This is a genomic window from Amycolatopsis sp. w19, from assembly GCF_051373225.1.
In the GTDB taxonomy this organism is placed as follows: domain Bacteria; phylum Actinomycetota; class Actinomycetes; order Mycobacteriales; family Pseudonocardiaceae; genus Amycolatopsis; species Amycolatopsis japonica.
Map to the genome: position 1 here is coordinate 52,324 of NZ_JBPQFM010000008.1, position 11,774 is coordinate 64,097.

Sequence of the window (11,774 nt, forward strand, 5' to 3'; positions counted from 1 at the left end):
CCGCTGCGAAGCTGGACCAGTCGACGATCTAGGAGGTCAAGGTGTCGAGCACCGATGTTCCGACGCGGGAGGAACTGGTTCGCCGCGTGGCCGAACTGGCACCCGCACTGAAGAAGCACTCGGCCTGGCAGGAACAGAACCGGCGGGTGCACGAGGAGTCCATCGAAGCACTGGCCGAGGCCGGCGTCTTCAAGCTGCGCCGCCCCAAGCGTTACGGCGGCTACGAGGCCGACACCCGCACCCTGGTCGACGTCGCCACCGAGATCGGCCGTGCCGACGGCTCGACCTCCTGGGTGGCCTCGGTGTACTGGATCCCGACCTGGATGGCCTGCCAGTTCCCGGAGGCGGTGCAGGACGAGGTGTTCGCCACCCCGGACGTGCGCGTCTGCGGCACGCTGAGCCCGTCCGCGATGGCCGCGCCGGTCGACGGCGGGGTCGTGGTGAACGGCAAATGGGGCTTCATCAGCGGGGCCCTGCACGCGCAGTGGCAGGAGATCATCGCGATCCTCGTGCCGCCGGAGGGCGAGCCGTACCCGATCATGGCGCTGGTGCCGATCTCGGATCTGCTGGTCGTGGACGACTGGGACACCTCGGGTCTGCGCGGCACCGGCAGCGTGTCGACGGTGGCCCAGGACGTCTTCATCCCGGCGGAGCGTGTGCTCCCGCTGCCGGCGGTACTGGAAGGCCAGGGCGGGGCTTCGGCCTCGATCTACCGGGCGCCGCTGCTGCCGGTCGCCTCGGCGTCGTCGGTGGGCACGCTGGTCGGGATGGCGCGCGGCGCGCAGGACACCTTCCTCAAGCGCCTGCCGGACCGCAAGATCACTTACACCGCCTACGAATCCCAGCGCGAGGCCCCGATCACGCACCACCAGGTGGCCGAAGCGGCGCTGAAGATCGACGAGGCCGGGTTCCACGCGCACCGCCTGTCCACTTTGGTCGACACGAAGACCGCGGACGGCAGCCCCTGGAAACTCGAGGAACGCGCGATCGCGCGGGCCGACCTCGGCGCCGTGGTCCGCCGGGCCAAGGAAGGCATCGACATCCTCGCGGCCGCCTCCGGTGGCTCGTCGATCTACCACGGCATCCCGATCCAGCGCATCGCCCGCGACGTCGCCGCGGTCAACCTCCACGCGCTGATGCACCCCAACACCAACACCGAGCTGTACGGCCGCGTGCTCTGCGGGCTCGAGCCCAACACCCTCTACATCTAGGAGGATCCTCCGATGACCACGACCGAAACCGGCACGGCCGCCGACCAGGCGGCGATCGCGGCGCTGACCCAGAAGGTGATCGCCGCGTGGGCGTACCACGACGCCGACGCCTTCGCCGGTGTCTTCACCGAGGACGGCACGATGATCCTCCCCGGTGTGTTCAAGAAGGGCCGCGACGACATCCGGGCGTTCCTCGTGGAATCGTTCGCGGGCAACTACAAGGGAACCCAGGTCACCGGCCGTCCGCTCGAGATCCGCTTCTTCACCCCGGACTCCGGTGTCCTGATCACCCAGGGCGGGGTGCTCGGCCCCGGCGAGACCGAGGTCGCGGACTCGCAGTCGATCCGTGCGTCGTGGACGGTCGTCAAACGGGACGGCGCCTGGCAGCTGGCGTCCTATCAGAACACGCCCGCCAAGCAGCAGCTGCCGAAGCCGGGCACGGCCGCCTGAACCCTCCACATCGGAACCCGGGCCTTCCCTCCTCAGGGCCCGGGTTCCGCCCTGCCTGTCCGCTGGACCTCTTCCGAAGTGCTCGATCCTTTGGAGCGTCGCGCGCGGCGGTGGGAAGGTGCGTCATGCGCGAAATCGCCGCCGGATTGTTCATGTCCCTGGACGGCGCGGTCTACCGGAACAGGGGACTTCTTTGACTCCCGCCAGTAAAACCAAGAAATCCACGGGTGAGGGAATCCGCGTCACCGGCGCTCACGAGAACAACCTGAAGGACGTCTCGCTCGAGCTCCCGAAGAACCAGATCACGGTTTTCGTCGGGGTTTCGGGTTCCGGGAAGTCCTCCGTGGTGTTCGACACGATCGCCGTCGAGGCGCAACGCCAGCTGAACGCCACCTTCCCCTGGTTCATCCGCAACCAGCTGCCCAAGCACGAACGCCCGCACGTGGACGGCATCGAGAACCTGACCACCCCGGTCGTCGTCGACCAGCGCCCGCTCGGCGGGAACGCGCGCTCGACGGTCGGCACGGTCGCCGACATCCATCCGCTGCTGCGAGTGTTGTTCTCCCGGCGGGGAAAGCCCAGTGCGGGCAATCCATCGCTGTACTCGTTCAACGACCCCAACGGGATGTGCCCCGACTGCGAGGGCATCGGCCGCGCGCTGCGCCCGGATCCCGAGCTGATGCTCGACAGGACGAAGTCGCTCGACGAGGGCGCGATCCTGGTGCCGGGCTACCCGGTCGGCAGCCCCGGCTGGCAGTTCTACGCCAACCATGACGCCATCGACCCGGCCAAGAAGCTCGGCAAGTACACCGCGAAGGAGATGGACACCCTTTTGCACGGCAAGGAGGGCAAGGTCCAGCTCACCTTCAAGAACGGCAAGACGCAGACGCTGACGTTCGAAGGCCTGGTCGCGAACTTCACCCGCCGCCACCTCAAACGCGACACCGGATCGATGAGCGAGAAGACCCGCGCCCAGGCGGAGAAGTTCATCACCGAGGGACCATGCCCGGCCTGCCGCGGCGGACGGCTGAGCGAGGCCGCGCTGGCGACCAAACTGGCGGGCAAGAACATCGCGCAGTGGTGCGAACTGCAGATCACCGATCTGATCGAGCTGATCAAGTCCGTCAAGGACGAGCAGACCGCCGCGATGGCGCAGGGCGTGCTGGCCGCGCTCGAACGCATCGAAGCGATCGGCCTCGGCTACCTTTCACTGGACCGGGCGACGACTTCGCTGTCCGGCGGTGAGGGACAGCGGCTCAAGCTGGTCAAGCACCTGGGCAGCGACCTGACCGGGCTGACCTACTTCTTCGACGAGCCCAGCGTCGGCCTGCACCCCCGCGACGTCGGACGGCTCAACGAGCTGCTGCGGGCGTTGCGGGACAAGGGAAACACGATCCTCGTGGTCGAACACGACCCGGACGTCATCGAGATCGCCGACCATGTCGTCGAGATCGGGCCGCGTGCGGGCGTGCACGGCGGCGAGGTCGTCTTCCAGGGGACGTACCGGCAGCTGCGCGCCGGCAAGACGCTGACCGGGGCCGGGCTGGCACGCTCGGGTGCCGTCAAGGAGGATCCGCGTCAGGCCACGGGAAAGCTTTCGATCAAGCGGGCCTCGCTGCACAACCTGAAGAACGTGTCGGTCGACATCCCGGCCGGCGTGCTCACCGCCGTCACCGGTGTCGCGGGTTCGGGCAAGAGCTCGTTGATCTCCGGTGTCTTCCGCGAGGCGCATCCGGACGCGATCTTCGTGGACCAGACGCCGATCGCGGCGTCGTCCCGCTCGACTCCGGCGACGTATCTCGGCCTGATGGACCCGGTGCGCAAGCTCTTCGCGAAGGCGAGCGGCGCGAACGCGGCGTTGTTCAGCTTCAACTCCCAGGGCGCCTGCGAGGAATGCCAGGGCCGCGGCGTGCTGATCACCGAAGTGTCCTATATGGACCCGATCACGAAGCGCTGCGAGAGCTGCGACGGGCGCCGGTTCTCCGGCGAGGTGCTCGCGCACAAGCTGCGGGGCAAGTCGATCGCCGACGTGCTGGACCTGTCCGCGGAACAGGCGGCGGAGTACTTCACCGAGGCCCCGGTGCTGGCGAAGGTGAACGCGCTGATCGAGACCGGGCTCGGGTATCTCGGGCTGGGTCAGGCGCTGAGCACGCTGTCCGGCGGTGAACGTCAGCGGATCAAGCTGGCGGACCGGCTTTCGGGCGGCGGCGGCAACGTCTACATCCTCGACGAGCCGACCACCGGTCTGCACCTGACCGACATCGACCTGTTGCTGGGCCTGCTCAACGGCATGGTCGACGCGGGCAACACGGTGGTGGTGATCGAGCACGACCTGGCGGTGATCGAACAGGCGGACTGGGTCATCGACCTCGGGCCCGGTGGCGGCAGGAACGGCGGCGAGATCGTCTTCACCGGCCCGCCCGAGAAGCTCCTGACCGCGGAAAGCTCGGTGACCGGCGAGTACCTCAAGCGCTACCGGCAGGCGGGCTGAGCAGTCCCCCGCACCGCGTTCGGCGCAGGAGACGAGACGCCCCAGCCCCTCGGTGGCGGCCATACTGTAAGCCGGTGCGGCGAGGAGGCGCGGATGACGGTGCGGCTGGTGCTGACCGGCGGGCTGGAATGGCTGGATTCGATTCCGGAAAGCGAACGCGCGACGGTTTTCACCGCGTTGTTCGCCGTCTGCGACGGATCCGCGTTCCTGACCTACGGGGTTTTCAAACTCGGCGGCGGTCCAGGCCGATTCCTGCTGACCGTCGCGCCCGCGCTGGCGATCCGGGTGCGGATCGATTGGGTGCGTTCGGAGTTCGAGTTGCTGGGGCTCAGCAGGGAACCCGTCGAGTGGCCGCGAGAGCTGGACGTGCTCTGAAGCGCTTTCCCTTGCGGCATCCGGCCGCGGACGTTGGCGCGACCGGCCTATGCCGTTCGCATGATCGGAAAGCGTATTCTTCGATATCACCGCATGGGGTGAGAATCCCGTAGGATGACGGCGGAGCCACTGAACTGGGGTGCGAGGTGCTTCGTGGTGATCAAAGTGCTGCTTGCCGAAGATATGCACATGGTTCGCGGGGCGCTCGTCGCCCTGCTGAACATGGAATCCGATATAGAAGTGGTCGCCCAAGTCGCCGCGGGTGACCAGATCCTTCCGACGGCGAAATCCGTCCGGCCCGACGTCGCGGTCATCGACATCGATCTGCCGGGCAAGGACGGTCTGACCGCGGCCATGGAGCTCCGCGAAAGCCTGCCCGGCTGCCATACGCTGATCCTCACCAGTCTCGGCCGTCCCGGCACGGTCCGGCGCGCGCTGGACGCGAAGGTCAACGGCTTCATGCTCAAAGACGCGCCGTCGGACAGGCTGGCCAACGCGGTGCGGTCGGTCGCGATCGGACGACGGGTGATCGACAGCGAATTGGCGCTCGCCGCTTGGGAAACCGACGACTGCCCGCTGACCACACGCGAGGTCGAGATCCTGCGGGTGACCGCGCGCGGGCGCACCGTCGCCGACATCGCGGCCGAACTGTTCCTGTCGCCCGGCACGGTCCGGAACTATCTGGCCGCGATCGTCACGAAGCTCAACGCGCGCAACCGGGTGCACGCGATCCGCATCGCGACCGAGGCGGAATGGCTGTGACTTCTCGTTGAAGTAGCGAAGAGCCCACCGCTGCCACCCGGCGTGGCCGATGGGCAGGTGGGTATCACCGCGTGTGGTCCGTGAAGGGCCCCTTGAGGGGACCCAGGGTTCCCTCAAGGGCCCTTCACGGACTTCCGCCCACGCGAGTTATTGAGGGGTAAGGCAAACGTGTCGTGGTGGCGGACGGGTCGATGATGGGGTGAAGGCTCCCTTCACCGCGTCTACCGCGATGAAGGGAGCTTTCACCTCGGTCACTCACCCGCCGCGGCCACTTCGCCGCCGGCGCCTGTGTCGCGAAAGCCACTTCCGCGACGCTAGATGTCTCGAAAGTGGCTTTCGAGGCACGTTCGACACGCGGAAAGCCAGCAAAGACCAGGCAGGAGGTCTTCACAGACCGGCGGAGCGCCGCACCCCACGCCACCTTCGACTTACCCCTCAATAGACCTTCTCACTTTCGCTCTTGACGTTCACAGCGGCTTCGCTATAGCTTCTAACTATCGCAACAAGCGATAACAAGGGAGTGAAGGAGGAGCCCATGTCCGGCAAGCGCGCGGCCCTGCTCACGATCCCACTGGCCATCGCCGGCGTCCTCGGCGTCACGGCACCGGCCCAGGCCGCCCCCACCCACCACACCAAACCGGCTTCGCCTACCTGCCAAGGAAAAGGCATCGACCGGTCGGCCAAGGTGCACTACCGGACCGAGACCTTCGTCAAGGCGCCGCTGCGCACCATCTGGAACCTGCAGACCGACGTGGAGGCCTGGCCGTCCTGGCAGAACCCGGCCATCCCCGTCACCATGAAGCGGCTGGACGACGGCCCGCTGCGCAGGCATTCCCGCTTCCAGTGGACCATCCCCGTCCCGCCCGGCATGCCGTACCCGCCCGGCGACGTGACCATCGTTTCGACCGTCCGCCAACTCCAGCCCGGCAAATGCCTCCGCTGGACCGGCCCGCTCGACGGTCCCGGCGGTATGCACATCGACGGCGTCCACGTCTGGAACTTCGTCAAGGTGCCCGGCGGGGTCATCGTCCGCACCGAAGAGAGCCACACGGGCCCGCAGGTCGACAAGGACGTGCCCGGCTCCACCGCGATGCTCGGGCAGGGCCTCGAAATCTGGCTGAAGGACCTCAAGAAGGCCGCCGAACACCGGTAGCGGGGACGTCCGGGCGGGGCCGGGCTCACCTGCTCCGGACCCGCCGGACGACGCCGCTCGGCTCCACCCGCTCCACCGTGAAACCTTCGCGCTCGAAGAAGGCGCCCGCGCGTTCGTCCGCCACCAGATGCTCGGCGTACACCCGCCCGGCGTCCGCGGGCAACCGTCCGATGAGGACTTCGAGCAACCGCGAGCCCAATCCGCGATACCGAGGAAGCGTGTACAGCTTGCGGATCACGTGCTCGCCGCCGTCGAGACCGCGCTGCCCGACGCCGGCCGGCCGCCCGCCGTCCTCGGCGATCACGACCTCGCCGAGGGCGACGGCCCCGGCGATGTTCGCCGGGTTCCACCACATCCGCACTTGCCGGGCAGCCTCTTCGTCGCCGATCAACGGCGCGTAGTGGACCCGGACGTGCTCTTCGCCGAAACGGCAGACGGCCATGACGTCGTCGCGATCCGCGTCCCGCACGACCGGTCCGCTTTCCATGGCCTGCCCCGATCCGCCACACCTGAGGCACTTTCGGGCACTCTCCGATCATCGGGCTTGTCCGACCGTCCGCCCGGTGGTAACGATACGGGCGATCCACCTCGCGACCTCTCGCATTTTCGTGCCCATCCCCTCGAGCCAAGGCGACGCATGCAACCCAATTTCGACGCAGGTGAGGACTTCGCACTCCTTCTGGAGCGAGAGGCCAGGAAACTCGAGGAGAAAGCCCAAGCCCTGACGGCCGCGTTCACCGCCTCGGCGTCCACGGTGACCTCTCCCGACGGCTCGGTGACGGTGACGGTCGAGGCCAACGGCTCGCTGAGCGCCATCGAGTTCGGCAATCGGGCCACTTCACTGGGACCGGCCAGGCTCTCCTCCCTGGTCATGCAGACGGTGCGCCAGGCCCAGCGCAAGACCGTCGAGAAGGTCACGGAGTCCTACACCGAGATCAACGGCGAAGACGAAGCCGCCCAGTTGGTCCGCACGTTCCTGCCGAAGGTGGAGGACGAGGAAGGCGCCCCGGAGAACCCGGAGCAGGACAAGTGGGCCCCCGAGGCGCACAACGAGCCGCCGCGTCCTCAGGCGGGGTACCGGCCGCCGCCGCCTCCGCAGGCGGGTCCCCCGATGCCGCCGCAGCCCGGCCGTCCCGTGCGGCCCCCGAACCCCCCGGCACCGCGAACCCGGCGACCGGCCTCCCCCGACGACGACGAAATGAGCCCGTGGTGACCGGATTCGGTGTCAAGACGGAGACCATGACCGAGTTCGCCGGTCACCTCGACAGACTCGAGGACGAGCTGCGCAAGAGCGCCGACATGGTGGGCAGTTGCGTGGCGGATCCCGGCATCTTCGGCATCTTCGGCGGCCAGATCTACGGCGCCGGCGCGAGCATGCACTGCGGAAAGGCGCGGGACCAGCTGAACAAGTACTCGGAGAACGTGCAGGAGTTCTCGGACAGGGTGCGTGAGGCGGCGAAGCAGTACAACGCCAACGAGCAGGAGACCGAGAGGCTGATCACCGAAGCCGGCAAGGGGATCGACGAGGTGAAGGTCAAGTGAGCGACGAGTACCACCGCGGCGATTTCGGGAACAACACCGGCACCAAGGCCAGCGACTTCAAGGACGAGAAGAACAACTTCCTCGCGGGCAGTGGCGACACCACGGGCGCGGGCTTCTTCGATTCCGCGTTCTCGCTGAAGAAGGCCGTCGACGAAGGGGACAGCCTCAGCATCGGACTGGCCTCGGCGGGGATGGCGATCGAGATCCTCGGCATGGTCGCCGATCCGATCGGATCGCTGCTCACCGCCGGGATCGGCTGGCTGATCGAGCACATCGTCATCTTCCGCTGGCCGTTGGACTTCCTGCTGGGAGACCCGAAGGGCATCGAGGCGGCCAAGACGGCGATCTACAAAGAGGCCGCCGAAGTGCGGGAGTGGTCGAAGGAACACGGGGCCGCCACCACCAAGTTCATGGAGAAGTGGGACGGCGAGGCCGCCGACACCTTTCGCGCCGACATGGAGGGCGTCGCCGCCCAGATCGACGCGCTCGCCGGATACATCGAATTCGCGGGCAAGCAGATGGGGATCGCCGGTGCCGTCATCGGCGCGGTCCGCGGCATCGTCCGCGACATCATCGCCATGACGCTCGCGGGCATCCTCAAGGCCGCGATCGTGGCGGTGGCACTGGCGCCGGTCACCTTCGGCGGTTCGATCATCGCGGCGATCACCTCCATCATGACCACGGTCGGGGTGGCGATCGCCAAGATCGCCAAGCAGATCGCCGACGTCGCCAAGAAGCTCGCCGAGATGCTCAAGATCCTGGCGAAGACCCGCGGCGCGGCCGACGACGTCGTCAAGTTGACGCTCGGCGGCGGCAAGATCAAGCTGCCCAAGCCGAAACCCGCCGGCGGTACCCCGATGCCCGGTGGCAAGAAGCCGATCGAAGGCCCGCCCCCGAAGCCGGGCGACAGCACTCCGGACGCGACGCCCGACGCTCCGAAGCCCAAACCGGAGAAGCTCGGCGACATCCCCCCGAGGGTGGTGCGCGAGAAGCTGGCGAAGGAGCTGGAGGGGCATCCCGACGCCAAGAAGATCTTGGAGCGGTACGACTACTGGAACAGCTTCCCGATCGGCGACCTGAAAACGAGGTTCCCCAAGGCCGCGGACGCGCTCGACAAGCTCGAAAAGGGGCTCAAGATCCTCAGCGACCCGACCTACGGCGCGTCGGGCATGGCGGGGAAGACCGTCGTCGAGCTGACGAAGGCCATCCCGCCCGCCGCGAACGAGAAGCCGCCGGAGGACAAGGAAGAGAAGTGAAAGCAGGCGGTCCCGTCCCGGTGTTCCGGCGCGGGACCGCCTGTGCTTTCGTTCGGTCATGACCGAACGGGTGAACATCTCCTCCGGCGGGGACTACGAGCCGGTCTTCGGCTACAGCCGGGCGGTGCGCGTCGGCGAGCACATCCACGTTTCCGGGACGACGGCGCGCGAGCCGGAACGCTCGGGCGACGCGTACGAGCAGGCCTCGGCCGTGCTGTCGCTCATCGAGACCGCGTTGAAAGAGGCCGGTTCGAGCCTCGCCGCGGTGGTGCGCACGGTCACCTACGTCACCGACATCAAGGACGCCGACCTGGTCGCGCGGGCGCACCGCGAAGCCTTCGCCGACGTGCTGCCCGCGGCCACCATGGTCGAAGTCTCGGCGTTGCTCGACCCGAAGATGAAGGTCGAGATCGAGGCTTACGCCGTCGAGAAGTAAGTCACCTCCCGAAAGACCCGACGAGCGCTTCGGGAGCTTCGCGCGTCTCGTAAAGCTTCCAGAAGGCGTCGGCGAAGACGTCCGGATGGATCACCTCGGGCTCGAAGTCCAACGGGCTCGAGGTGATCGCCCGATGCGGCACGCTGCCCTCGATCAGCGCGCCGACGTTGACTGCCCCGGCGTAGACCCCCTTCTCCGCGAGCACCGCGTTCAGGTTGAGGAAGTAGTTCCGCAGCCCGGCCTGCGCCATGCCCACGTTGCCGAGGAAGGGCGCCGGGTACAGGCTGGATTGCCCGGCGGTGAACAGGATCGCGCCGTCGCCGCGCTCGGTCATGGCGGGCAGCACGGCCCGCACCAGCGCCACCGCGGACACCAGGAACCGGTCCAGGATGAGCCGCAGGTTCTCCGGATCCACGTCGAGCACCGGCACGATGCCCTCCCCCATGGTCCCGCCGCCGGGATTGAACGCGACCGCGTCGATCCGGCCGATGGCGGTGACGGCGGCGGCGATCCGAGCCGGCTCGTAGACATCGGCGACGAACCCGCTCGCCTCGATGCCGTCGCGGGCGAGTTCGGCGACGAGCGCGTCGAGGTTCTCAGTGGTACGCGCGACGAGGGCGATCCTGAAGCCCTCGCGGCCGAACCGGCGGGCGAGCGAAAGTCCCAGCACCGGCCCGGCGCCGAAGATCGCGAGCGTCTTGGTCATCTGTCCTCCCAGGTTAAGTTGAGGGTACACTCAACTTGTTCGAAGGTACACACAACTTGAGGCCACCTTCAACTTGACTACGATGCGGTCATGACCAAACCCCTGCGGAAGGACGCCCGGCGCAACCGCGACCTGCTGATCGAGGCGGCCAGGGGGCTCTACGCGGCACGCGGCCTCGACGTCGCGCTCGAAGAGATCGCCAAGACCGCCGGCGTCAGCATCGGCACGCTGTACAACCACTTCCCGCAGCGCGCGGATCTGGTGAACGCCGTGTTCGCCGACCGGACCGAGACCGTCGCGAAGCTGGCCGAACACGCGCTCTCCCTCGACGACGCGTGGACCGGGTTGACGTCGTTCGTCGAACGGGTCTGCGAACTGCAGGCCGCCGACCGCGGCTACAACGAACTCGCCTCGACGCGGCCACCGCAGGCCGGAGACCTCGAACGCGGCTACGAACTCATGACCCGGATCGTCGAACGCGCCCAGGAGAGCGGCGCCCTGCGCGAAGACTTCACCCTCGAGGACATGGCCTTCGTGACCTGGGGGATCGCGCGCACCGTGGAAGCGACCGCGACCGTCCGGCCGGAGGTCTGGCGACGTCATCTCGCGCTGCTGTTCGACGGGATGCGGGCACCCGCCGCGAACCCGTTGCCGGAGCCACCGCTGGAGCCCGCCGAACTGGCCCGCATCATGGGCGGCTGCGGCTGAAGGCAACCCTCCGCCCCTCCGGCGCGTGTTCACCCCGGAGGGGATTCCATGAAGACGAAAATTCTGCTCATCGCCCTGGCCCTGTTCGTGACGACGGCCTGCTCCGGGGAGCCACCGGCGGCCCCCGCGACGGTCACCGCCACCCCGTCGTCCTCGGCGCCGAAAGCGCCCGCCGGGCCGGACGCCAAAACCGTCGCCTGGCTCGACGGGATGTGCGGCGCGATATACGGCTACATGAAGGCTTCCAACGATTACGCGAGCAAGCAGCGATCGGGGACCGAAGTGACCCGCAACGCGCTGAAGGAAGAACTCGGGATCCGCGCGGGATTCGCGGGCAAGGCGGTCGACGAACTGACCGCGCTGCCCCCGTCGCCGATTCCCGGCGGCGACACGGTGCGGAAGTCCCTTGTGGACCAGTACACCGCCGCGAGGGACGCGGCGAACGCGGGCAAGCAGCGGCTGGAGATGTCCGGGAACAGCGCCGCGATGGACGCGGGCATCAAGGCGATGGACGCCACCCAGAAACCGATCTCGGAAACCCCCGACCTCATGCCCGCGCTCAAAATCGACACGCAGGAACTGATGGCCGCCGCCGCGGAGGCCAAGAAGTGCGCGGCTCCGAGCTAAGGCGTCTTCCGCTCCCGGCATCCGCACGCGTTGCGAAAGCCACTTTCGCAACCTTCA

Annotated in this window: 14 protein-coding genes; 12 read left to right on the forward strand and 2 right to left on the reverse strand. The window is 67.8% G+C overall.

The window, feature by feature from the left end; genetic code table 11:
* The first annotated feature begins 41 nt into the window (after nt 1-41).
* The 6 genes from ACSMFO_RS17900 (at nt 42) to ACSMFO_RS17925 (ending at nt 6,442) form a co-directional block, all read left to right on the forward strand.
* Entirely contained in the window at nt 42-1,211 is a 1,170-nt protein-coding gene (locus tag ACSMFO_RS17900) for an acyl-CoA dehydrogenase family protein (protein WP_378416488.1), read from the forward strand.
* A gap of 12 nt (nt 1,212-1,223) precedes the next feature.
* The gene (locus ACSMFO_RS17905; RefSeq protein WP_240599994.1) at nt 1,224-1,661 is read left to right on the forward strand and encodes an SgcJ/EcaC family oxidoreductase; all 438 of its coding nucleotides are present in this window, start codon (nt 1,224-1,226) and stop codon (nt 1,659-1,661) included.
* Nucleotides 1,662-1,854: 193 nt separating this feature from the next.
* A complete protein-coding gene (locus tag ACSMFO_RS17910; protein WP_436459658.1) occupies nt 1,855-4,152 on the forward strand; it encodes an ATP-binding cassette domain-containing protein in 2,298 nt (765 codons plus the stop codon).
* A 93-nt stretch (nt 4,153-4,245) separates the two neighbouring features.
* Nucleotides 4,246-4,527, forward strand: coding sequence for a DUF6235 family protein (locus ACSMFO_RS17915; RefSeq protein WP_436459659.1), 282 nt, complete (start codon nt 4,246-4,248; stop codon nt 4,525-4,527).
* A 156-nt stretch (nt 4,528-4,683) separates the two neighbouring features.
* Entirely contained in the window at nt 4,684-5,289 is a 606-nt protein-coding gene (locus ACSMFO_RS17920) for a response regulator transcription factor (RefSeq protein WP_038522440.1), read from the forward strand.
* A gap of 535 nt (nt 5,290-5,824) precedes the next feature.
* On the forward strand, nt 5,825-6,442 hold the full coding sequence (locus ACSMFO_RS17925) for an SRPBCC family protein (protein ID WP_436459660.1): 618 nt from the start codon (nt 5,825-5,827) through the stop codon (nt 6,440-6,442).
* 25 nt (nt 6,443-6,467) lie between these two features.
* On the opposite strand, the gene ACSMFO_RS17930 is transcribed toward ACSMFO_RS17925, so the two are convergent.
* Nucleotides 6,468-6,929: a GNAT family N-acetyltransferase gene (locus ACSMFO_RS17930; protein WP_436459662.1), complete on the reverse strand. Its 462-nt coding sequence runs from the start codon at nt 6,927-6,929 to the stop codon at nt 6,468-6,470.
* 150 nt (nt 6,930-7,079) lie between these two features.
* Here ACSMFO_RS17930 and ACSMFO_RS17935 point away from each other — a divergent pair, with 150 nt between their 5' ends.
* From ACSMFO_RS17935 to ACSMFO_RS17950, 4 genes are read left to right on the forward strand one after another with little or no spacing between them, the layout of a single operon-like run.
* A complete protein-coding gene (locus tag ACSMFO_RS17935) occupies nt 7,080-7,655 on the forward strand; it encodes a YbaB/EbfC family nucleoid-associated protein (RefSeq protein ID WP_436459663.1) in 576 nt (191 codons plus the stop codon).
* Nucleotides 7,649-7,984: a type VII secretion target gene (locus tag ACSMFO_RS17940; protein ID WP_436459665.1), complete on the forward strand. Its 336-nt coding sequence runs from the start codon at nt 7,649-7,651 to the stop codon at nt 7,982-7,984. Before ACSMFO_RS17935 ends, ACSMFO_RS17940 begins: the two co-directional genes overlap by 7 nt.
* Nucleotides 7,981-9,240 carry a hypothetical protein gene (locus ACSMFO_RS17945; protein WP_350598525.1) on the forward strand — a complete coding sequence of 420 codons (1,260 nt, stop codon included), beginning with the start codon at nt 7,981-7,983 and terminating at the stop codon, nt 9,238-9,240. The genes ACSMFO_RS17940 and ACSMFO_RS17945 overlap by 4 nt, the downstream gene beginning before the upstream one ends.
* A gap of 58 nt (nt 9,241-9,298) precedes the next feature.
* The gene (locus ACSMFO_RS17950) at nt 9,299-9,676 is read left to right on the forward strand and encodes a RidA family protein (protein ID WP_037341290.1); all 378 of its coding nucleotides are present in this window, start codon (nt 9,299-9,301) and stop codon (nt 9,674-9,676) included.
* Nucleotide 9,677: 1 nt separating this feature from the next.
* Here ACSMFO_RS17950 and ACSMFO_RS17955 read toward each other — a convergent pair whose 3' ends face one another.
* On the reverse strand, nt 9,678-10,382 hold the full coding sequence (locus ACSMFO_RS17955; protein ID WP_360121884.1) for an SDR family NAD(P)-dependent oxidoreductase: 705 nt from the start codon (nt 10,380-10,382) through the stop codon (nt 9,678-9,680).
* Between the two features lie 90 nt (nt 10,383-10,472).
* Between ACSMFO_RS17955 and ACSMFO_RS17960 the strand changes: the two genes are divergently transcribed.
* Together ACSMFO_RS17960 and ACSMFO_RS17965 are read left to right on the forward strand one after the other, a co-directional pair.
* On the forward strand, nt 10,473-11,090 hold the full coding sequence (locus ACSMFO_RS17960) for a TetR/AcrR family transcriptional regulator (RefSeq protein ID WP_436459666.1): 618 nt from the start codon (nt 10,473-10,475) through the stop codon (nt 11,088-11,090).
* Between the two features lie 48 nt (nt 11,091-11,138).
* A complete protein-coding gene (locus ACSMFO_RS17965; RefSeq protein ID WP_436459667.1) occupies nt 11,139-11,717 on the forward strand; it encodes a hypothetical protein in 579 nt (192 codons plus the stop codon).
* Nucleotides 11,718-11,774: the final 57 nt, after the last annotated feature.